General features: G+C 68.4%; 20 protein-coding genes and 1 riboswitch. Of the genes, 2 read left to right on the plus strand and 18 right to left on the minus strand.

The features are described from left to right. Positions 1-104: 104 nt before the first annotated feature. The 13 genes from whiA to M4D77_RS02485 form a co-directional block, all read right to left on the minus strand. Entirely contained in the window at positions 105-1082 is a 978-nt protein-coding gene (whiA, locus tag M4D77_RS02425; protein WP_259935458.1) for a DNA-binding protein WhiA, read from the minus strand. A 73-nt stretch (positions 1083-1155) separates the two neighbouring features. Beyond that, positions 1156-2184, minus strand: coding sequence for a uridine diphosphate-N-acetylglucosamine-binding protein YvcK (yvcK, locus tag M4D77_RS02430; protein WP_259935450.1), 1029 nt, complete (start codon positions 2182-2184; stop codon positions 1156-1158). Next, on the minus strand, positions 2181-3113 hold the full coding sequence (rapZ, locus tag M4D77_RS02435) for an RNase adapter RapZ (protein WP_065632222.1): 933 nt from the start codon (positions 3111-3113) through the stop codon (positions 2181-2183). The genes yvcK and rapZ overlap by 4 nt, the downstream gene beginning before the upstream one ends. Continuing rightward, complete coding sequence (gene uvrC, locus M4D77_RS02440) at positions 3106-5163, minus strand: excinuclease ABC subunit UvrC (protein WP_259935451.1); 2058 nt, start codon at positions 5161-5163, stop codon at positions 3106-3108. The genes rapZ and uvrC overlap by 8 nt, the downstream gene beginning before the upstream one ends. Before the next feature lie 10 nt (positions 5164-5173). Beyond that, complete coding sequence (locus M4D77_RS02445) at positions 5174-5662, minus strand: PH domain-containing protein (RefSeq protein ID WP_068971584.1); 489 nt, start codon at positions 5660-5662, stop codon at positions 5174-5176. Further along, positions 5659-6171, minus strand: a complete 513-nt coding sequence (ribH, locus tag M4D77_RS02450; RefSeq protein WP_058250361.1) for a 6,7-dimethyl-8-ribityllumazine synthase — start codon at positions 6169-6171, stop codon at positions 5659-5661. Before ribH ends, M4D77_RS02445 begins: the two co-directional genes overlap by 4 nt. Further along, positions 6168-7496 carry a bifunctional 3,4-dihydroxy-2-butanone-4-phosphate synthase/GTP cyclohydrolase II gene (locus M4D77_RS02455; RefSeq protein ID WP_137808809.1) on the minus strand — a complete coding sequence of 443 codons (1329 nt, stop codon included), beginning with the start codon at positions 7494-7496 and terminating at the stop codon, positions 6168-6170. Before M4D77_RS02455 ends, ribH begins: the two co-directional genes overlap by 4 nt. A 20-nt stretch (positions 7497-7516) precedes the next feature. Beyond that, positions 7517-8155: a riboflavin synthase gene (locus M4D77_RS02460; protein ID WP_058250564.1), complete on the minus strand. Its 639-nt coding sequence runs from the start codon at positions 8153-8155 to the stop codon at positions 7517-7519. A gap of 44 nt (positions 8156-8199) precedes the next feature. Beyond that, a riboswitch (FMN riboswitch) is annotated at positions 8200-8356 on the minus strand. 82 nt (positions 8357-8438) lie between these two features. Continuing rightward, the gene (gene ribD / locus M4D77_RS02465) at positions 8439-9464 is read right to left on the minus strand and encodes a bifunctional diaminohydroxyphosphoribosylaminopyrimidine deaminase/5-amino-6-(5-phosphoribosylamino)uracil reductase RibD (RefSeq protein ID WP_137808808.1); all 1026 of its coding nucleotides are present in this window, start codon (positions 9462-9464) and stop codon (positions 8439-8441) included. A 4-nt stretch (positions 9465-9468) separates the two neighbouring features. Next, positions 9469-10173 carry a ribulose-phosphate 3-epimerase gene (rpe, locus tag M4D77_RS02470; protein WP_058250359.1) on the minus strand — a complete coding sequence of 235 codons (705 nt, stop codon included), beginning with the start codon at positions 10171-10173 and terminating at the stop codon, positions 9469-9471. Between the two features lie 808 nt (positions 10174-10981). Continuing rightward, the gene (locus M4D77_RS02475; RefSeq protein WP_259935452.1) at positions 10982-13507 is read right to left on the minus strand and encodes a hypothetical protein; all 2526 of its coding nucleotides are present in this window, start codon (positions 13505-13507) and stop codon (positions 10982-10984) included. After that, on the minus strand, positions 13507-13815 hold the full coding sequence (locus tag M4D77_RS02480; RefSeq protein WP_159370739.1) for a hypothetical protein: 309 nt from the start codon (positions 13813-13815) through the stop codon (positions 13507-13509). The genes M4D77_RS02475 and M4D77_RS02480 overlap by 1 nt, the downstream gene beginning before the upstream one ends. Before the next feature lie 95 nt (positions 13816-13910). Beyond that, the gene (locus M4D77_RS02485; RefSeq protein ID WP_238995088.1) at positions 13911-15170 is read right to left on the minus strand and encodes a DUF222 domain-containing protein; all 1260 of its coding nucleotides are present in this window, start codon (positions 15168-15170) and stop codon (positions 13911-13913) included. Positions 15171-15360: 190 nt separating this feature from the next. On the opposite strand from M4D77_RS02485, the gene M4D77_RS02490 reads away from it, so the two are divergent. Both M4D77_RS02490 and M4D77_RS02495 read left to right on the plus strand, forming a co-directional pair. Next, on the plus strand, positions 15361-15696 hold the full coding sequence (locus tag M4D77_RS02490) for a helix-turn-helix transcriptional regulator (RefSeq protein ID WP_159370738.1): 336 nt from the start codon (positions 15361-15363) through the stop codon (positions 15694-15696). Further along, positions 15693-16169 (plus strand): SRPBCC domain-containing protein, encoded by a 477-nt coding sequence (locus tag M4D77_RS02495; RefSeq protein ID WP_259935453.1) that lies wholly within the window; start codon positions 15693-15695, stop codon positions 16167-16169. Before M4D77_RS02490 ends, M4D77_RS02495 begins: the two co-directional genes overlap by 4 nt. Positions 16170-16176: 7 nt before the next feature. Here the strand turns inward: M4D77_RS02495 and M4D77_RS02500 are convergent, their stop codons facing one another. The 5 genes from M4D77_RS02500 to M4D77_RS02520 form a co-directional block, all read right to left on the minus strand. Continuing rightward, complete coding sequence (locus M4D77_RS02500; RefSeq protein WP_159370736.1) at positions 16177-17550, minus strand: RsmB/NOP family class I SAM-dependent RNA methyltransferase; 1374 nt, start codon at positions 17548-17550, stop codon at positions 16177-16179. Further along, the gene (gene fmt, locus M4D77_RS02505) at positions 17547-18506 is read right to left on the minus strand and encodes a methionyl-tRNA formyltransferase (protein WP_159370735.1); all 960 of its coding nucleotides are present in this window, start codon (positions 18504-18506) and stop codon (positions 17547-17549) included. The genes M4D77_RS02500 and fmt overlap by 4 nt, the downstream gene beginning before the upstream one ends. Continuing rightward, complete coding sequence (locus tag M4D77_RS02510; protein WP_259935454.1) at positions 18507-20471, minus strand: primosomal protein N'; 1965 nt, start codon at positions 20469-20471, stop codon at positions 18507-18509. A gap of 64 nt (positions 20472-20535) precedes the next feature. Then, positions 20536-21744, minus strand: coding sequence for a methionine adenosyltransferase (metK, locus tag M4D77_RS02515; RefSeq protein WP_159370733.1), 1209 nt, complete (start codon positions 21742-21744; stop codon positions 20536-20538). Positions 21745-21830: 86 nt separating this feature from the next. Further along, positions 21831-22349: phosphopantothenoylcysteine decarboxylase (locus M4D77_RS02520; protein WP_311199289.1), on the minus strand; the 519-nt coding region annotated here is incomplete at its 5' end.

The raw sequence follows: 22349 nt of genomic DNA on the forward strand, positions 1-22349 counted from the left end.
CCGCGCGTGAGCGGTCAGCGAAGCACACCTGAGTGGTCACGCCTCCGCCCACGTCGCCACCAGCCTAGTAGGCGACCCTCTGCTCGGCACACCGCAGGTCCGTGTCAGGCCTCGTCGAGCAGCTCGGAGGTCACCGCGGATTCGGTGTCGGGGATGCCGTCTTGGCGGGCCTTCTTGTCGGCCATCGACAGCAGGCGGCGGATGCGCCCGGCGACGGCGTCCTTGGTCATCGGCGGGTCGGCGAGCTGACCGAGCTCCTCCAGCGACGCCTGCCGGTGGGTGATCCGGAGCTGTCCGGCCGCGATCAGATGGTCGGGCACCTCGTCGCCGAGGATGTCCAGCGCGCGTTCCACGCGGGCCGCGGCGGCGACCGCCGCACGCGCCGATCGACGCAGATTGGCGTCGTCGAAGTTGGCCAGGCGGTTGGCGGTGGCGCGCACCTCGCGCCGCATCCGGCGTTCCTCCCACACGAGCCTCGTGTCGTGGGCCCCCATCCGGGTCAGCAACGCCCCGATGGCCTCGCCGTCGCGGATGACGACGCGGTCGGCTCCGCGGACCTCGCGGGCCTTCGCCGTGACACCGAGGCGTCGGGCCGCGCCGACGAGGGCGAGCGCCGCCTCCGGCCCGGGACAGCTGACCTCCAGGGCCGACGACCGGCCTGGTTCGGTGAGCGAGCCGTGCGCGAGAAATGCTCCGCGCCAGGCGGCCTCGGCGTCGGCGACACTACCGCCGACGACCTGGGCGGGCAGGCCGCGCACCGGGCGGCCGCGCAGGTCGAGCAGCCCGGTCTGTCGTGCCAGGCCTTCGCCGTCCTTGGTGATCCGCACGATGTAGCGCGCCGACTTCCGCAGCCCGCCACCGCGCAGGACGTGGACGTCCGAGGCGTAGCCGTAGAGGTCGTGGATCTCGCGGCGCAATCGGCGCGCCACGTTGCCCATGTCCACCTCGGCCTCGACCACCACGCGACCCGCGACGATGTGCAGACCGCCGGCGAAACGCAGCAGCGCGGACACCTCGGCTCTCCGGCAACTCACCTGAGTCACCGGCAGGCGACTGAGTTCGTCCTTCACCGCCGCCGTCATCGCCACCGGTACCTGTCCTCCTGTCAACAGACCACACGTCCCTCGAGTGAAAATCGCGGAGACATCGCCCGAATCAGGCGTCCGCTCGGTCAGAGTAACGGGTCAGTTCACCTTCGCACAGTTCGTTCACCACGGCGGCGACTTTCGCCGGGTCATGGACCTGCCGGCCCGGCACCGCGACGTCTCCGACATTCAGCTCCGCGCCGAACAATCCGGCCGCACGCACGAGGTGATCGCGTTCCCGTCCCGCGGGCACCGACGACGCGTCCACGAGGACGTGGTCGACGCGGAAGGTGTTCGCATGGGCGTGCAGGACGTGGAGGTGGCGCTCGACCGAGAACCCCGGGGTCTCCCCCGGCTCGGGGGCCAGATTGACCACGAGGACCTTGCGAGCGCTGCTGCGCTGCAAGGCCTTCAACTGTTCGGGGACGAGCACGTGCGGGATCACGCTCGAGAACCAGGAGCCCGGCCCCAGCATCAGCAGGTCGGCCGATTCTATTGCGGTCAGCGCCGATTCGCAGGCCGGTGGGTCGCCGGGCAACAGCCGGACGCGGCGCACCTTGCCGGGCGTGGTGGCCACCGCGACCTGTCCCCGGATCTCGCGACTGATGCGTGGATCGGCCTCGAGTCCCGAGACGTCGGCCTCGATGTCGAGGGGCACGGTCGACATCGGCAGCACGTGCCCCGTGATGCCGAAGATCTCCCGCAACTCGGCGAGGGCCCCCACGGTGTCGCCGAGCACCTCGGTGAGTCCGGCGAGGAGCAGATTGCCGATCGGATGCCCGGCGAGCGCCCCACGGCCGCCGAAGCGGTGCTGGAGCACCTCGGCCCACAGTTCGTGCCGGCGGCGGGCCGCCGGGCCGTCGACGGCCTGTGCGTCCGGCAACCCGTCGGGCGTACTCATCAAGGCGGCGAGCGCCATTCGCAGGTCACCGGGCGGGATGAGTCCGAGTTCGGCGCGCAACCGTCCCGACGACCCCCCGTCGTCGGCGACGGTGACCACCGCGGTGATGTCGGCGCTCAGATAGCGCATCGCGGTCAGCGTCGCGTACAAGCCATGACCGCCGCCGAGGGCGACGATCCGGGGTTCCCGGGAACTCATTCGCGCCCCAGATCACGATGCATGACCCGGACGTCATAGGACGCGTGCCCGGCGTCGTCGACGGCGCGGCGCAACCGCGCCGACAGTTCCTCGGCGATGGCGACACTGCGGTGCTTGCCGCCGGTGCAGCCGACGCTGATGGTCATGTAGCGCTTGCCTTCTCGCAGGTAACCGCGGCCGACGATCGAGACCAGGCCGGTGTAGAGGTCGAGGAATCCGTCGGCGTCCGGTTGGCCGAGGACGTAGTCGCGGACCGGTGCCTCCCGGCCGTTGTGATCGCGCAGTTCGTCGATCCAGTGCGGATTGGGCAGGAAGCGGACGTCGGCGACGAGATCGGAATCGATGGGCAGACCGTACTTGAAGCCGAACGACTGCACCGCGATCGACAGCCGCGGTTCGGTGTCGCCCGGCGCGACGCCCTCGACGATCGCGCGCAGTTTGGCCGCGGTCAGCGCCGACGTCTCCACCACCAGATCGGCCACGTTCTTGATCGGGGCGAGGATCGCCCGTTCGCGGGCGATCCCCTCGACGAGGGTTTCCTTGCCCTGCAACGGATGTCGGCGACGAACCTGCTCGAAACGGCGAACCAGCACCTGGTCGCTGGCGTCGAGGTAGAGGAGCCGGGTCCGGATCCCGGACTCTTCGAGACGGTCCCGCAGCTGTTCGAGCTGATGGGCCAGGTTGGCGTCGGACGCGCGCAAGACCATGGCGAGCCGGGTGATCGCCGGATCGTCTTCGCGGACCATCCCGACCATCGTCGAGATCAGCGAGGGAGGCACGTTGTCGGCGACGTACCAGCCGTCGTCCTCGAGCACGTTCGCCGCGGTGGAGCGTCCCGCGCCGGACATCCCCGTCACGAACAGGACGGTGAAGTCGGTGTCGTTCGCCTCGGCGATCGCCGCGCTCTGCACTTCGGTGTGGTCACTCATCGGCACCTCGTCCCGCGTCACCGGTCGCCACCGTCATCTCCTTCTCGGCCCGCTCCGGGATCGGGGCCGGGTTCGGGGTCTGGTCGGGCGCCGCCACCTCGCCGGAGAGCGCGGTCTGGACCGCACGCGCCGTGGTGAGGCCGATCCCGGGCACCTGGGATATCTCATCCAACGATGCCTCGCGCATGCGCGCAACCGAACCGAAGTGGGTCACCAGCGCGGTGCGGCGGGTTCGGCCGAGGCCGGGGACCCCGTCGAGCACCGACTCGGTCATGCGCTTGCTGCGCTTGCTGCGGTGGAACGTGATGGCGAACCGATGGGCCTCGTCGCGCACCCGTTGCAGCAGGAACAGTGCCTGGCTGTTGCGCGGCAGGATCATCGGGTCGTCGTCACCGGGCACCCACACCTCCTCGAGGCGTTTGGCGAGCCCGATCACCGAGACGTCGGTGATGCCGAGTTCGTCGAGGACCGCCGCGGCGGCGTGCACCTGGGGCGCACCGCCGTCGACGACGAAGAGGTTCGGCGGGTAGGCGAACTTCCGCGGTTGCGCCGCTGTGTCGGCCGCCGCGCTGATCTCGCCGGACACCGGTGGCGGCGCATCGCGGTCGGTGCGGTGGCGCAGGAACCGGCGTCGGGTGACCTCGGCGATGGACGCGACGTCGTCGGATCGGCCCTCGCCGGCGGCGTGCCGGATCGAGTAGTGCCGATAGTCGGACTTGCGCGGCAGACCGTCTTCGAAGACCACGAGGGAGGCGACCACATCGGTGCCCTGCACGTGCGAGATGTCGACGCACTCGATGCGCAGGGGCGCCTGATCGAGCAGTAGCGACTCCTGCAGCTCGGTGAGCGCCGCCGATCGGGTCGTGAGATCGCCCGCGCGACGGAGTTTGTGCTGCGCAAGAGCTTCGCCGGCGTTGCGGGCGACGGTCTCGAACAGCGCCTTCTTGTCGCCGCGCTGCGGCACCCGCAACCGCACCCGGCTGCCGCGGAGACCGGACAGCCACTCCTCGAGCTCCTCGGCGTCGGACGGCAACTCCGGCACCAGCACCTCACGAGGGATCGACTCCCCGTGTGCCCGATCGGTCCCGACGTCGACGGTGGCGTCGAAATCGACCTGGGCGCCGTAGAACTGGGTGATGAACTCCCCCACCACATCGCCGTCGGTGCCGTTGTCGCTGCGTTCGACCACCCATCCGCGCTGGCCGCGCACCCGTCCGTCGCGGACGTGGAAGACCTGGACCGACACCTCGAGCTGATCGCCGGCGAGCGCGATCACGTCGGCGGTGGTGCCGTCGCCGAGCACGACCGCCTGCTTCTCCATGGCGCGTCGCATCGCACCGATGTCGTCACGCAACCGCGCGGCACGCTCGAAGTCGAGCTCCTCGGCCGCGACGTTCATGTCCCGTTCCATCTTGCGGATCATCAGGTCGGTGCGGCCGGCGAGGAAATCGCAGAAGTCCTCGACGATCTCCCGGTGTTCCTCGGCGTCCACCCGCCCCACGCAGGGGGCGGAGCACTTGTCGATGTAGCCGAGCAGACACGGGCGGTCGATCTGCCGATGCCGTTTGAACACACCGGCCGAGCAGGTCCGGGCCGGGAAGACCCGGGTCAGCAGGTCGACCGTCTCGCGGATCGCCCACGCATGCGCGTACGGACCGAAGTAGCGCACGCCGCGCCGCCGCGGACCCCGGTACACGAACAGGCGCGGGTACTCCTCGTTCAGGGTGACCGCGAGCATCGGGTAGCTCTTGTCGTCGCGGTAGCGGACGTTGAAGCGCGGGTCGAATTCCTTGATCCAGTTGTATTCGAGCTGCAGCGCCTCGACCTCGGTGCCGACCACCGTCCACTCGACGGAGGCGGCCGTCGTCACCATCTGACGGGTGCGGGGGTGCAGCGAGGCGATGTCGGCGAAGTACGACGTCAGCCTCGACCGGAGGTTCTTGGCCTTGCCCACGTAGATGACACGACGATGCTCGTCGCGGAACTTGTACACCCCGGGATCGGTCGGGATGGACCCCGGGGCGGGTCGGTAGGTAGTCGGGTCGGCCACGTGTTCCAGGCTAGTGTCCGGGCCGGACAGTCCCGCGGTAGCGCTCCTCGAGCTCGCGGAATCGACCCATCGCGTCGATGGCGCGCTGACCGTCACCGGCCTGAACCGCCAGGACGGTGATGTGTTCGTCGGCCGGGAAGAGCAGCCACGCCCCGAAACCCTGCTCCGGGTAGGTGAGACCGAGAACACGGTCCCATTCGAAGAGCCGCGCCGACACCAGGTTGCGCACCTCGACGCCGGCGGCTCCAACGCGCAGTCGCGGGCGGGTGAACAGCAGGATGGCTGCCGAGATGAGCACGCCGATGAGGATGATCGCGATCTGGTCGGAACCGCCGAGATTGCGGACTCCGACGTCGTCGATCGTGAGCAGTAGACCGAACGTGATGTGGATGGCCATCACCACGACCGCGGCGGCGATGGCCCACCGCGGTAGGTTGCGGGGCCGGTAGACCAGGTCCCAGCCGGCGGAGTCGGTCGGCGGGGTGTCCGCGGGACTCACGCCGATGCTCCTCCGACCGCCACCGGGAGGGTTTCGCCACGCGCGAGCGCGCGCAGGGTCAGCGCCGACGCCAGCGCGGCGACCGTCGCCTGTGCGCCCTTGTCCTCCGTCGAGCCCGGGAGTCCGGCCCGTGCGATCGCCTGGTCCTCGGTGAGCACGGTCAGGACTCCGTTGCCGACCGGGGTCGACTCGTCGAGCGACACCCGTGTCAGGCCGGCGGTCACCGCGTCACACACATACTCGAAATGCGGTGTCTCACCCTTGATCACGACGCCCAGCGCCACGACGGCGTCGTGCGTGCGCGCCAGTGCCTGCACGATGACGGGCAGCTCGATGGCGCCGGCCACCTGCACGATGGTCGGGTCGACGACGCCGTTGTCCCGCGCGGCCCGGATGGCGCCGTCGAGGAGCGCGCCGCAGACGACCTCGTGCCACTGCGACGAGACGATCGCCAGGCGCAGCGAGCCGGCGTCGGCCAGTTCGAGGGTCGGCTCTCCGTGGCCGCTCATGCAGGTGCTCCTTCGGACGCGCCGTCGGTGGGCTGGACGTGATCGTCGAGCCCGATCAGATCGTGGCCCATCCGGTCGCGCTTGGTACGCAGGTACCGCAGGTTCTCGGCGTTGGCGCGCACCGGCATCGGGACCCGGTCGACGATGTGCAGACCGTATCCGTCGAGCCCCACACGCTTGGCGGGGTTGTTGGTCAGCAGACGCATCGACCGTACGCCGAGGTCGACGAGGATCTGGGCACCGAGTCCGTAGTCCCGCGAATCGGCGGGCAGGCCCAGTTCCAGGTTGGCGTCGACGGTGTCGGACCCCGCGTCCTGCAGCTGGTAGGCCTGCAGTTTGTGCAACAGCCCGATCCCGCGACCCTCGTGCCCGCGCATGTACAGGATGATCCCGCGGCCCTCGTCGGCCACCATCTCCATCGCGGCGTCCAACTGCGGGCCGCAGTCGCAGCGCAGCGACCCGAAGACGTCGCCCGTCAGGCACTCCGAGTGCACCCGGACCAGGACGTCGTGACCCTCGCCGTCCTCGCCGGTGACGTCTCCCTTGACGAGCGCGACGTGTTCGACGTCGTCGTAGACGCTGGAGTAGCCGACGGCACGGAAGTCGCCGTGCCGGGTGGGGATCCGGGCGTCGGCGACGCGGACCACGTGCTTCTCGTGACGGCGTCGCCACGCGATGAGGTCGGCGATCGAGATCAGTGCGAGATCGTGCTCGTCGGCGAACACACGCAACTCGTCGGTCTGCGCCATCGAGCCGACGTCCTTCTGGCTGACGATCTCGCAGATCACGCCGGCCGGGGCGAGGCCGGCCAGGCGGGCGAGGTCGACCGCGGCCTCGGTGTGCCCGGGACGACGCAGCACGCCGCCCTCCTTGGCTCGCAGCGGGACGACGTGGCCGGGCCGGGTGAAGTCGGCGGCCGCGGCGTCGGGGTCGGCCAGCAGACGCATGGTGGTGGCGCGGTCGGCGGCGCTGATACCGGTACCGATGCCCTCCCGGGCATCGACGGTCACGGTGTAGGCGGTGCCGTGCTTGTCCTGGTTCATCGAGTACATCGGCGGCAGGCCGAGCCGGTCGCAGGCGTCGCCGTCGAGCGGGACACACAGGTAGCCGGAGGTGTAGCGCACCATGAACGCCACCAGTTCGGGGGTCGCCTTCTCCGCCGCGAAGATCAGGTCACCCTCGTTCTCACGATCCTCGTCGTCGACCACGACGACCGCCTTGCCGGCGGCGATGTCGGCGATGGCGCGCTCGATCGTGTCGAAGGCGACGGCGCCGCCACCCTCGGTTGCCGTCGCGTCGTTCCCCTCGCGCGGTGACTCGCTCATCAGAACCTCACTCGTTGTCCTCATTTCGCCCCCGCTACATCAGGAGTACCAGTCGTGTCCGAACCCAGGTGAAGGCGCTCGACGTATTTGGCGATGACGTCGACTTCGAGGTTGACCACGGTGCCGGGTCGGGCGGCGCCGAGGTTGGTCTCGTTGAGGGTCGTCGGGATCAGGGAGATCTCGAACCAGGAGTCGTCGCCGGACCCGCCGACCGCGGACACGGTGAGGGACACCCCGTCCACGGTGATGGAACCCTTCTCGACGAGATACCGGGTGAGCGCCGCGGGCACGGCGATCCGTACGACCGTCCAGTTCTCCGACGGGTTGACCGCGGCGATCGTGCCGGTGCCGTCGACGTGCCCCTGCACGATGTGGCCGCCGAAGCGGCCGTTCGCGGGCATAGCGCGTTCGAGGTTGACGGTGCTTCCGGCGGCGAGGTCGGACAGCGAACTCCGGCGCAGGGTCTCGCCCATCACGTCGACGGTGAACTCACCGGGACGGAGGTCGACGACCGTCAGACACACACCGTTGACGGCGATGGAGTCGCCGTGACCGGCGTCGGCGGTGACCACGGGCCCGCGGACGGTGAATCGGGCGGCGTCGGAGAGATCCTCGCGGTCGGCGATGACGCCGAGTTCTTCCACGATTCCGGTGAACACGCACTCCTCCTGCTCGCTCGGAGCAGACAGGGCGGCCTCGTGTCGCCTGTTCTCTCGCATCCGGACTATGACCGTCGGCTTCGGATTCGCACCGAATCTGCTGTCCCTGCCTGGTGGCAGGCGCTCGCGGGCTGGACGATGCGGATCCACCGCACCCTCATCACCGCCGGTGGGGATTTCCACCCCGCCCCGAGAACTGGTGACATCGACGCTAGCACGGTCGGCGATGTCAGTCGCATTGCGATTCCGGTGAGCGAAATGCGTCTCGGGCATGTCGTCTCGCTCAGCTGTCGCGCGGGGTGGTCGACGGCCGCGACAGTGTGACGAGGACGTCCTCTCCGAGTCGGGTCACCGATCTCGTGCTGAACCGATGGCCGTCGTCGAGGGTGGTCACGCCCGGGATCTCGACCGAACTGCGACCGGCACCCAGCACCAGCGGGGCGACGTAGGCGTGCACCTCGTCGACGAGGCCCGCCGCGAAGAACGCGCCGAGGATGTGTGGCCCGCCTTCGACCAGCACCCACAGCGCGTCGGGCAGCGCGGCGAGGACGTCGGCGGGGTCGTGGGAGTCGATGCGGACCAGCGGTCCGCCGGCCGGATCCCGGAGCCGGGCGTCGGCCGGGATGTCGCGGTGGCCGAGGACCACGCGCGCGGGCTGGTGCGGGTGCAGTGCGCCGTCGGCGGTGCGCGCGGTGAGCGTGGGGTTGTCGGCCAGCGCGGTGCCGGTACCGATCACGATGGCGTCGATCCGGGCGCGCTGTGTGTGCGCGTGGTCGCGAGCCTGCGGGCCGGTGATCCACTGGCTGGTGCCGTCGGGCGCTGCGATCCGGCCGTCGACACCAGACGCGATCTTCGCGGTGACGTGCGGACGGCCCAGATCCTGCCGGGTGAGCCACGGACGGAGTGGTCCGTTCTCGACGTCTTCTGCGGCAACTCCCCCGGTGACGCGCACCCCGGCGGCCTGTAGCGTCTCGGCACCACCGGCGGCGACCGGGTTCGGGTCACTCACCGCGTACTGGACTTCGGCGATCCCGGCCTCGATGAGTGCCTGCGCGCACGGGCCGGTCCGGCCGATGTGGTTGCACGGTTCGAGGGTGACGATCGCGGTGCCGCCTCGCGCGGCCTCGCCTGCGGCTCGGAGCGCCATGACTTCGGCGTGCGGCCCGCCGGGTGGTTGGGTCGCCCCGACGCCGGCGACGGTGCCGTCGGCCGCGAGGATGACCGCGCCGACGGGCGGGTTGGGCGAACTGATCCCCATCGCCTCCCGGGACGCGCTGATGGCGCGTCCCATGGCGACGGCGATGTCCATCGGCTCAGGCCTGGGTCTGTGCCCGCGCGGCGGCGGCCGACTCGCGGAGTGCGGCGACGGCCTGTCCGGGATCGTCCGCGCCGTAGACGGCCGAACCGGCGACGAAGCAGTCGATGCCGGCCTCGGCGGCCTCCTCGATGGTGTCGGCGTTGATGCCGCCGTCGATCTCGACGAGGAGCCGCAGGTCTTCGGCGTCGATGAACTTCCGGATGGCGCGGGCCTTGTCGAGGACCTCGGGGATGAACTTCTGACCGCCGAAGCCCGGCTCGACGCTCATGATCAGCAAGGTGTCGAAGTCGCGCAGGATCTCGAGGTAGGGCTCGAGCGCGGTACCGGGCTTGATCGACAGGCCCGCCTTGGCCCCGGCGGCGCGGATGTCACGGGCGACACCGATCGGGTTCTCGGTGGCCTCGGCGTGGAAGGTGACGTTGTGCGCTCCGGCCTCGGCGTACGGCGGCGCCCACCGCTCCGGGTTCTCGATCATCAGGTGGCAGTCGAGCGGGATGTCGGTGGCCTTCAACAGGCTCTCGACAATCGGGAGTCCGAGGGTCAGGTTCGGCACGAAGTGCGCGTCCATCACGTCGACGTGCAGCCAGTCGGCGCGGGTCTCCCCCGGCTGCGCCACCGCAGCGGCCTCGGCCGCGAGATTCGCGAAGTCCGCGGACAGGATGGACGGGGCGATCATGGGCGCGGTACCGGCGGTGCACATGGTCGACAAGTGTAGGACGCGGGTTTCGCTACGGACGAAAGCGTGCCGGCGTCTCAGACGCCGTTCGCCGGCCAGCCGGGGGACGGGGGCTCAGGCGGGCGCGGGGTTGGGCCGGTTCCCCTAACCGCGTCTTCAGGCAGCACACCTTCGGGGACCGGGTGCGTTCGACAGATCTCCAGTTCCGCAGAGTTGTCGCGCCCGACGGCTGCGAATTCGAAGTGGTCGGCTCGCCACCCCCCGAATACGTCCAGTCGTGCCTCACGAGCGGCGCCACGTTGCCGAGCGGGCGGCGCCTGTCCCGACCGAGTGAAGGTGATCACGGATGGGACTGCACTTTTTGGGTAAGTGGTCCAGGCTCCCGCCCCGCCTGAGTTGTCACTAGAGGCGTAACCGTACTCGCACAGAACGATCTCGTCTTGCGGACCCAGTCGCTCCCGCCTGGACGCGACGAATACGGACGTCCCCACGAGACCGCCCTCAGCGCTTTCGCTCGGGATCGCGCGAACTCGTTGCTCAATCCCCGGTGCCGATGCGTTCACGAACCCCGGATACGCCCACTTCGTGGACTGCCCCTCTCGCGCAAGGTAGAACGACTCCACGTACGCGCGCACGAAGGTTCCTTCAGCAGAGAGTGGATCGAACTCGTCGTTCCCCACCCAGCGGAAGGTGACATCGAATCCGGGTGGCCGAACAGCGCTATGCGCGGGCGTGGTCACGCCCACATCCGGACTGTCGCTCGAACCGCAAGACGAGATTGCGAGGGCCATCATCACGGCCATGCCAACTGCAGCGGGTGGCGCGGATCGCCTCACCAGCCCGCGCCGTCCGCGAAGTTTTTATCGTTCATCCTTGCCAGTTGGTTGTTGTAGTCGGTGAAGAAATAGCTGCCGCGGGCTCCGACAAGCTCCTGAACAACCGATTTGAGAGCGATTCCGTCCCAGCCTGGCGGTAGGCCGTCCTTTGCAACTGAGTCCAGAAAATCCTGATCATAGGCTTGAGATCCATAGATGGACCGGAACGAATCCGTCTCGAGAAACTCCGGATGACTGGATATGTAGCCCTCGAGCATCTCTCGGTACACCAGGTCCAGGTCTGTGTTCTTGTACAAGCTAGCGCGCAAAGAAGCGAATTCAGTCGCTGAACCAACATCCTCAGGATTCGGCGGTAAGCCGGTGACATCGAGCTTAAGCGAGGGAGCCGCTATGTCAATCGCACCCTTGATAGCCGGGCTCAACCCGGGAATACCTGTTGCGAGCGACTTCACGGAATCGAACGCGGCGCCGTGCAGGGCGTAGTCGCGCGCCGCGTCATAACGCCGGTCGGCAGTATCTTCGTCTAGCATCGCGTTCATACCGGCGGTCATTCCACCGTGTAGTCGAGCCACCTTTTCCCCGAGATCAGTGCGCTCTGGGTCGCTACCGAACACCTGTTCAAGCACATTGGCTTGCCAGAGCGCGCTTGTGTTCATCACGCGCCCGGCTTCCGGGTCCGAGGTGAGGATTTGGAACAACGACTTGAACTGATTCGCCTCGCCGAGGGCGGTTACACCGCGAGTGTCGAACAGCGTCGGGTCCACCTCGGCCAGTTCGGCCAGAAACGGACTGACTGCTCGCGCAAGCGTTCTCGTCAGTTCGGGGTTGACCTCACCCAATGAAGCGGACCCGCCGTTCATGTCTTCGAAGTCACTCTTGTTCTCGGCGATGATCCTTGCCAGCTCGCTCGCGATCTGACCGGATCTGACGCCGTCGGCCATGCGCTCGGCAGACACACCATCTGGGGTGCTGGCGACCTCGGGCATCCAATTGAACAACCGGTTGATCCCGTCGTGTTCACGTCCTGCCTTGTCTGCCCAGTCGAACTGGAATAGCTCTTTCATTGCCAGCGATGGGTCGTAGGGCTTCTCGCCCCCATCAAGACTGTGAACTGCCGGCATCGACGAGTGCGAGCCGCCTGTGGCCCCCACCACCGCATCGTGGACGGCAATGTGGTCGGACCCAGCGACTCCCAGCATTCTGTCGAGCAGCCTCTCGACGGACGGGTGCGAGATGGTTTCGTTCCGGTCGGTGATGTAACGCTCGTTTACGTCCCCGCCGGCAATCTCGCTCGCACGAGCAATGATCGCCCTGTCGACGTCGCTCCCGAGCTGGACAGATTGCGACCCGTACGAGGCGAGACCCGAGTCCTCTGACCGGTGCTCCAGGACATCCATGAGGTCGTTGAAGTCGTCAACAGAGCCGAGCCGGGTGACCTCGATCATCCGGCTACCGTCTACGCCAGACGGATCGTTGGAGATGCTCGCCTTCGACGCTGCCGGACCACTCAGAAGGTCCCGTATCGGCGCTGGGAGTTGGTTCAATCCTCCTGCCACGAGTGGCGTATTTGTCCCCAAGACCTCGGCGATCGAATTCGAATCGGTCTGTCTGGTCCGCAAGTTCGGGTTCCCCAGCAGATAGACGCCGTCGCCGAGACCTCGTTTCAGGTTCTCTCGCTCTGCGCCGATGTATCTGTCGCCGAACGACTTCAGCGCATCAAGAGACAGCGGCTGCCCCTCGGGTCCGCCACCCCAACTCGGTGTGTAGATCGCTTTCAGGTAATCGAACTGCTCCTTCGAAATCTCCGCGAAGTCCCCGCGGGCCAACGCGGCCCGCTGTTCCGCGGTCAGGCTGGTCGCACGGAAGAACCGATCTTTCTGCTCCTTCGTGGCACTACCACTCATGATGGCCTGGACATCGATGCTCGCCTGGCCGGGCGAGTAGCTCGACGCGAGTGGCGCATTACCTTCGGCATCGCCAAAGGCTGCCGCGAGAACTCTCGCCCCGTTGCGATCGTCCTCGCCCATCTGATCGGCCAGGGAATGCAACGAGAGGGTCGCCGTCTTCGCCTCCTCCGCTCGGGCGGCCTGAGCGTCGAGAATCGAGCGCTCGGTCGCACTTCCCGCCTCCACGCCCTTGAGCTCGGCCGCATAGTCTCGGGTGTCTCGTACCGTCCAGTCGTCGGCAACGCTGAACTCGTCCCGTTCCAGCCCGAGCGCTCGAACCAGTGCGGTGGTGCGATTCGGACTGATCGCAGACGACGTATCCCGGAGCGCAGTGGCGGCGCGGGTGATGTCGGCCCCGAGTTTGTTGATCTCGGTTCGATCGGAGTCGGTGCGCGTCTCACAACCCCGCTGGGAGTCCCCCACCCACCCTTTGGAGTCACCCGCTTTCATCGGCGCTTCGGCCATCCTCTGGGTGAGATCCCTCAGGTCATCCACGGCCGCGTCGAGCGCAGACGCGGCCGCATCCAGAGACATCAGGTCCCAGCCGTTGACGACAGACCGCGATGGTCGCGACATCAGAACTCGCTGATGGCACGGAAGCCGCTGGCCAGGGACTCCTCGGTATCAGCGACGTCACCGGCGGCCTGGTAGCAGGTCTGCGACACCTGGTCCATCCTCGCCGCCGCGCGGCCCAGCAGTGAACGGACGGTGCCGTCTTTGCCGGCGCACGCAGCGCCGATCGCCGACGCCGGCATCGCGGCCGACGCATCGTCGAAGGCGGACTTCCCGGTCCACAGAGCTCGTGTCTCCGATGAGCATCGAGCCAGCGCATCGCCCACGCCGGTGATGACACCCAGCTCCTCGACACCGAACCGCTCAGCCATACAAACCCCCGAGTTTGCACCGACAACGACGTGGCGGACCGCCACGACGAACAACCTAGTACAGCATCACCGGACTATGCGTTCGCCATCCACAATCACGACGCTGCGAGTATCTGGATCAGGCTGGTTTCGACGCCGCTGCGTCCTGGCGGTTGATGCCCCATCGCGGGTGGAGCGACACTGCGGTGTCGTAGCGCGGTCGGGGTGATCACGTCGATGACGCGGACGCCGTCGACCATCTTCACGTCGTAGAACCAACCGGGGGCCTCCTTGGCGCGGTTGTGCAGGACGCAGGTTCCATCAGCGTTTACCGCGCTCGTCGGGCCGTGGCGCCGATGCGGTGTGGCGTGGTCGATCTCGACGATCGGTGCACCGCAGTAGGGAGTCCGACACCGTTGGTCACGCATCCGGATGAAGTGGGCGAGAGCGGTTGGGAAAGCTCGTGCCCGTGACTCCATCGCCACCAGCGCGCCATCGGACGGTCTCGCGTACAACTTCCGCATCGTCGAGGCGGTCTCCCCCTCGGGCGACACCGAATCGGCCACCAGCAGCCGCGCGATCGTCGCCGGGATCGGTCCGTATCCGTGGACGTCGGCGGCCGAATCGTCTAGGCCGAACAAGGACCGGTCGGACAGAACGACATTGAGCGCGATCGGTGTCGGCTCTGCGACAGCGCGTCCGGTGACACGTTCGACCAGGGTGTCGGTCATGACCTGTGCATGATTTCGGTCGTCCTGTCCGACAACTGAGTCGGCGTGCTTCTTCAACGCGGCGTACACCGCGATCCCGTCCGCCATCGGCAGCAGCACCGACAGTTTCGTCATCAGATCCGGCGCGGGTCGCACACTGACGCGGCGGTCCTTCTCGGCCTTCGATTTACGTGCCACCACCGCTTCGGAATCGAGTTCGTACGCATGGCGCTTGGCCGATGCTTCGATCTCGCGGTCGGACACCCCCACCAGAGCTGCGGGATCGGCGCAGATCCGGCGGTCGATCTCCTCACGCGCTTCACGTGTCAGATAAGCGGTTTCGCGTACCAGGATCGTGGCCCGCCACTCGGTGAGCACACCGGAAGTCAGTGCCGCCATCGTATGGGGCATCTCGTGCGCCAGGGCGCGGGCGAATCCGAGGCACTGGCTTCCCTTTCGGGGCGAGACCTTGCGCGCCAGACCGATCTCGGCGGCGAGTCCGCGACCGCGCCGGCGCTCCGGTACGTTCCGTGCTGCTTCGTCGGCTGCGCGCAGCGCGTCGAGATTCGCGGTCTCACGCACCTGGGCCGCCGTGCATGCCGACTTGATCTCCTCGAGCAGAGTGAGCCGATCCACCGACTCCGCCTCCTCGAGACCCACGGGCATTGCCGACAGCCCACCCACGATGGACCGTAGATGCTCGGTAGCCAAGAGGCCAGTTGCGTCTGAAGCGACGTCGTACATACATTCGATGGTACCGGAAAAGCAGCACATGATGGTGCACTTTCCACAAGGCGGACGCCAGATTTGCACTTAGCCATTGAGTTAAGCGATGGGACCTGCAACACTTAGCCACATGGCATACAGTTCGGTCGCACTCGACGAGATCTTCGGCGCGCTCGCCGATCCCACGCGTCGCGCCGTCGTCGAACGCCTGGGGCGTGGGCCGGCCAGCGTCGGCGAGCTCGCCGAACCCTTCCCCATCACCCTGCCGTCGTTCATGAAGCACCTGCGCGTGCTCGAGGACAGCGGGCTCGTCTTGACCAGAAAGGTCGGACGCACACGGATGTGCACCCTCGACAGGCGCCGTATGCGCCGTCTGTCGACGTGGCTCGAACATCAGCGCACCGTGTGGACCGAACGCACCGACCGTCTCGAAGACTTCGTGACCGACACCGAGGAGACACCATGATCGACCCAGAACTCGACCTGACCCTGCACCGGGTGATCGGTGCTCCGCGACAACGCATCTGGGAGGCGTGGACCCAGCCGGAGAAATTCGCCAAATGGTGGACGCCGGCTCCGACGGTCACCCGCGTCGACCGCCTCGAGCCCGAACCGGGCGGTGGGCTCGTGACCCGGATGAGCGACGACGGAACCACTTTCGTACCACACATGGATGCCGTCTTCCTCGTCGTCGATCTCCACGAGCGCCTGGTGTTCACGAATGCCGTCGACAGTTCGTGGCGCCCTGCCGAACCGGCTCCGGTCCCCATGACCGCCGAGATCTCTCTGGCCGAGCACGCAGACGGAACCGAGTACAGCGTCGTCGTGCGCCATCGGAGTCCGTCCGATCGTGACCGCCATGAGGAGCTCGGGTTCTACGACGGCTGGGGTTCGGTCACCGCTGCGCTCGCCACCCTCGTGGAAAGCAGAACGTCCTGACCCGGAACTAGTCCCGCGTCAACGCCGCCAGGAACATGGCGTCGGTGCCGTGGACATGCGGCCAGAGTTGAACGTGGGGTCCGTCGCCCAACAGGTCCGGGCCGAGCTTGCCCACCGTCACCAAGGGGCGGGCATCGAGTTGGCGCACACCGTCCGTCGACGCCAGGACGTCGGCCACCACCGCCGTCGTCTCCGCCGGGTGCGGTGAACACGTCGAATAGACCACGATGCCACCGGGTTTCACCAGGCGCAGCGCTTCGGCGAGGAGCTCCTTCTGCAGGACGACGAGTTCGTCGACGTCGGCAGTGGTCCGGCGCCAGCGGGATTCGGGACGTCGGCGCAGCGAGCCCAGCCCCGAGCACGGGGCGTCGAGCAGGATGCGGTCATAACCGGCGTCGAGCCCACTCGACCGGGCGTCGGCGACATGGATGGTGACCGGGAGGTCGGACACGACCTTGCGGATCAGGCCGGCGCGATGCTCGGACACCTCGATCGCATCGAGTCGGGCACCGTCGATCTCGGCGAGCGAACCGATGAGGGCGGCCTTCCCGCCGGGGCCGGCGCACATGTCGAGCCACCGCCCACCGTCGTCGGCGACCTCGGCCACGGTCACCGCACGGGCGATCAGCTGACTGCCCTCGTCCTGGACACCCGCGTACCCCTCACGGATTGCGGCGACGTCGCCGGGATCGCCACCAGGCAGGTACACGCAGTACGGGGAGTAGTCGCCGACCTCCCCCTCGCTGGTGAGGGCGAGTTCCTCGGCGGTCATGAACCCCGGACGAGCGACGACATGCACAGGCGGCCGCTCGTCGTCGGCGGCGAGTGCCGCCTGCAGCTGTCCCGCCGAACCACCGAGAGCGTCGCGGAACACCTCCGCGATCCAGCGCGGATGTGCGTACTGGAAGGCGAGATAGCCGACGAGATCGTCCGCGGGCGACGGTGCGAGCTCCTCCACCCACATGTCCTCGTCCTTCTGGGAGACCTTGCGCAGCACCGCGTTCACGAAACCCGAAGGCCCCATCCCGTTCTCGGCGCGCACCAGGTCAACCGACGTGGAGACCGCCGCATGTGCGCCGACCCTCGTCCGCAACAGCTGATAGGTGCCGAGCCGCAGGACGTCGAGCACCGTGCCGTCGATGTCGGCGACCGGCCGTTTCGCGGCGGAGGAGATCACCGCGTCGAGTAGACCCTGGGCCCGCGCGGCCCCGTAGGCCAGCTCGGTGGCGAAGGCAGCGTCTCGTCCCTCGATCTTTCTGTCGCGCAGCATCTTCGGCAGGACGAGGTTGGCATACGCGTCGCGTTCGCGCACTGCGCGGAGGGTGTCGCGGGCGGCCACGCGCGCGGGATCGAGGTCCTTCTGCCGGAACTTGCCGCTCATCCCAGGACCGTCCCGTCGGTCAGGCGCGCGCCACGAGCCCAGTCGGCGGCGGGCATGGGCTTCTTCCCCGGCGGCTGTACGGTGCCGAGTTTGACCGGCTGCGAACCGGTTCCGACGAACACCGCCTTCTTCGTGACGGCGAGTGCACCGGGCGCCAGGCCGCCGTCCCGCGCCGCATCGGGCAGACCGGGATCGTCGGCCGACGCGACCGACACCGGCCCGACCTTGATCCGCGCGTCGTCGAGGCTGGTCCACGGTCCGGGTGCTGGTGTGTACGCGCGAACCAGGCGATCGATGATGTGTGCCGGCAGTTCCCAGCGGATCCGCGCGTCCTCGACCTCGACCTTGGGCGCGTGGCTCACCCCCGTGGTCGGCTGCGGTTCGGGGGCGAGTTCACCGGCCTCGAGGCCGTCGAGCGTGGACAGCAACAGTCCCGACCCGGCATCGGCAAGACGCCCGAGTAGATCACCGCTGGTGTCGGTGGGTCGGATGGTCTCGGTGAGCACCCCGAAGACCGGACCGGTGTCGAGACCCTTCTCGAGCCGGAACGTGCTGGCCCCGGTCACCTCGTCGCCGGCGGCGATGGCGGCCTGGACCGGAGCGGCACCCCGCCAGGCGGGCAGCACCGAGAAGTGCAGATTGATCCAACCGTGGGATGGCAGGTCCAGCAGTCCGGGCGGTACGAGCCCGCCGTAGGCCACGACGGCACCGCAGTCGGGAGCCCAGCGCCGGAGCACGTCGTCGACCTCCGGCTCCGACAACCGGCGCGGGGTGATCACCTCGAGCGCACGCTCGTCGGCGAGTTGTCCGACCGGTGACCGCATCACCTTGCGGCCGCGGCCGGACACGGCGTCGGGCCGGGTGATGACCCCGACCACCTCATGCGATGGCGAGTCGATGAGGGCCTGCAACGACGGCACGGCGACCTCGGGGGTCCCGGCGAAAACGATGCGCATTCATCCGATCGTAGGCGGGTCGATCTGCACCCGGATCGGCCCGGTCTGTCGATGTGTGTTGCGGCGCACCTGGCCCGCGACGAGCGCCTCGGCGAGGAGCCGTCCGTGCTTGCGCGGCAACCGCACCAGGATGCGATCCATCTCGTCGTCCGCGGCGGCCTCCCACTCGGCACTGCCGGCCGGTGGGCGGACGCCGGGCGGCAACGGCACCGGGCCGAGAACATCGGCGTCGGAGGGTAACTCGAGGTGCTCGACGAAGTCGGTGATCACCCCGGTCGGCCCGTCGACCGAGGCCATCGTCACCGCCGGGGGGAATCCGAGTTCCACGCGCTGTTGCAACTGGATCGAGGCGAAACCCACCGGGTCCCAACGGATCAGGGCTTGCACGGGTGCGAGCGCCGAATCGGCGACGATCACCACTCGCCCACCGTCACCGTGCGGGGTCACCATCGCGGCGAGCGCCATCCACCGCCGGACCGCGTGCTCTTCGGCACGCAGGTCGGCCCGGTCGAGCTGTGCCCAAGTGTCGACGACGATCGCGGCGCCGTATCCGCCCGGGGCCACCGGTTCCGCGCCGGGCGTCGCGACGACGAGCCGTGCGCCGGGTTCGATCTCGTCGAGGATCGTATTGCCGCCGCTGGTCAGCACCGGCACGCCGGCGAAGGCTCGTCCCAGCTCCTCGGCGGTCCGGCGTGCACCGGTCACCGTCGCGCGCACCGAGGTGTTGCCGCACTCCGGGCACCGGAAGGACCGTTCGGGCCGTCCGCACCAGCGGCAGCTCAGTCTTAGGTCGGCATCGAGCTGCAACGGTCCGTGACAGGCCCGGCACCGCGCGTGTTCGCGGCAGCGGGTGCATGCGAGCGACGGCACGTAACCCCGGCGCGGGACGCTGAAGATCACCGGACGATCGGCGGCGAACGCCGACCGCGCCGCGTCGAACGCGACTTCGGGGATGCGCGCCGACCGGGCCATGGGGTCGCGTGCGATCTGCCGGTCGTCGTCGGAGATCGCCTGGACACGGGGGCTGCGGGTGCGGACCGTCGTGCGGTCGGCGACGAGGTCGTGCGCCCAGCCCGAGACCACCAGCGCCTGCGCCTCGGCGGTCCGGGCGAACCCGCCGAGCAGCAGGCCGCACCGCTCGTGGTGCGACCGCAGCACCGCCACCTCGCGGGGATGCGGGTAGGGCGCCCGTGGGTCGGCCATGCTGTCGTCGCCGTCATCCCACACGACGACCAGGCCCAGGTCCTTGACCGGCGCGAACACCGCGCTTCGGGTACCGATCACCAGCTGCGCGGCACCGCGGCGCACGGCCAGCCATCGGCGGTAGCGCGCGGTGGGTCCGAGTCCGGCGGACAGCGCGACCCCACGGTCGCCGATCAACGGCTCACACTCGGCCCACACCCGATCGAGATCACGCTGATCGGGAACGACGAGGATGCACCCGCGTCCCCCTGCGAGGGTCGCCGCGGCGAGTTCGGCGAGACGGCGCGGCCAGTCCTCCCCCGGTAGGGCCTGCCAGACGGCCCGCGGATGACTGTCGGCCAGGTTCTCCACGTAGGAGTCGGCCAGGGCATACCGATGCCAGTCGGCGAGGCCGGGCGATTCGACGACAGCGGCCGGGTCGGGCGTCGTCTCCTTCTCGGTGCGCGCATGCCGCGGCGGTATGGCCAGGCGCACGACGTCGCCCATCGTGCCCGCGTACCGATCGGCCACCGCACGGCACAGCGTCGCCAGCTGCCGGGTCAGTACCGGCTCGGCGGACACGACCCGGTCGAGCCAGCCCAGCTTGCCGGGATGATCGCTCTTCTCGATGCGCTCGAGGAGGTAGCCGTCGACGAGCCGACCCGAGAATCGCACGCGGACACGAACACCGGGCTGCGCGTCCTCGTCCTGGTCGACGTCGATCAGGTAATCGAAGGGACGGTCGAGGTGAGCGAGCCCCAGAACAGGAAGAACACGGGCCACCGGCAGCTCGGCGGCCGGGACCCGTGCTCCTTTGGGTGTCAGTGAGAGTACTTCCGCAGAGGGTCTACAGACCCGCGGCGGCCCGCAGCTTCTCCGCGCGGTCGGTCCGCTCCCACGGCAGGTCGACGTCGGTGCGACCGAAGTGGCCGTACGCGGCGGTCGGTGCGTAGATCGGGCGCAGCAGGTCGAGGTCGCGGATGATCGCGAGCGGACGCAGGTCGAAGTTCTCGGTGATGACCCGCTCGATGACAGTCGGATCGACGTTCTCGGTGCCGAACGTCTCGACGAACAGGCCGACCGGTGCGGCCTTGCCGATCGCGTAGGCGACCTGGACCTCGATGCGGTTCGCCAGTCCCGCGGCCACGGCGTTCTTGGCCACCCAGCGCATCGCGTAGGCCGCGCTGCGGTCGACCTTCGACGGGTCCTTGCCGGAGAACGCGCCGCCGCCGTGACGGGCCATGCCGCCGTAGGTGTCGACGATGATCTTGCGGCCGGTCAGGCCGGCGTCACCCATCGGGCCGCCGAGGACGAACTTGCCGGTCGGGTTGACCAGCAGACGGTAGTCGGTGGTGTCGAGGGTCGGCAGATCGATCTCGGCGAGCACCGCGTCGACGACCTGCTTCTTGATGTCCGGCGCGAGGAGATTGTCGAGGTCGATGTCGGCGGCATGCTGCGTCGACAGGACCACGGTGTCGAGGCGGACCGGGGTGTCACCGTCGTATTCGATGGTGACCTGCGTCTTGCCGTCGGGGCGCAGGTACGGGAGCGTGCCGTTCTTGCGCACCTCGGTGAGGCGCCGCGACAGGCGGTGGGCCAGCGCGATGGGAACCGGCATGAGTTCCGGGGTCTCGTTTGTGGCGTAGCCGAACATGAGGCCCTGATCGCCGGCACCCTGGCTGTCGATCTCGTCCTCCGAGATGCCGCTGCGGCTCTCGTGCGAGTTGAAGACGCCACCCGCGATGTCCGGGGACTGCGCACCGATGGCGACGTTCACGCCGCACGATGCGCCGTCGAAGCCCTTCGTCGACGAGTCGTACCCGATCTCCAGGACCTTGTCGCGAACGATCTTGGGGATGTCGGCGTAGGCGGTGGTCGTGACCTCGCCGGCGACGTGCACCTGTCCGGTGGTCACGAGGGTCTCGACTGCGACACGCGCCTTCGGATCGTCGGTGAGGATGGCGTCGAGAATCGAGTCGCTGATCGCGTCACAGATCTTGTCGGGGTGTCCCTCGGTGACGGATTCGCTCGTGAACAGGCGTGACGAGGTGGTCATCAGATCCTCTCGAGATCTACGCGCGTCGATGGTCGCCGCGCCGCTGGCGGTGTCGGCCAGTCCGACTGGCCGGGGATGTTTCCAACCTAATCGGTCGGTCGAGCTCCTCGACCATCAGGCACCAGTTGCCGCACTTCGTCAAGTATCCGACTCGACATGAGTGTTTTCGACCCGAAGGGCAAGGCGGTCTCGTCGCCGTTGGCGGCGAGCAACCAGCCGGTGTTGTCCTCGGTCCCGAAGGCCTTGCCGTCGCCGACGGCGTTGACGACGAGGAGGTCGCAGCCCTTGCGGGCGAGCTTGGCGCGGCCGTGGTCGAGGACACCGCCGGTCTCGTCGCCGGTCTCGGCGGCGAACCCGACGATCACGGTGGCAGTGGGAATGCGGCCCTCGTCGCGTGCGGTGACGAGTCCGCGCAGGATGTCGGGATTGGTGGTGAGGTGGATCGGCGCCGGCCCCTCGTCGCCCTTCTTGATCTTCGACTCGGCGACCGCAACCGGTCGGAAGTCGGCGACCGCGGCGGCCATGATCACGACATCGGCGTCGGCGGCGCGCTTGGTCATCTCGTCGGCGAGTTGCTCGGCGGTCGAGATCCGCACGATGGTGAC

This window comes from Gordonia sp. p3-SID1431, assembly GCF_025143765.1.
Taxonomy (GTDB): Bacteria; Actinomycetota; Actinomycetes; order Mycobacteriales; family Mycobacteriaceae; genus Gordonia; species Gordonia hongkongensis.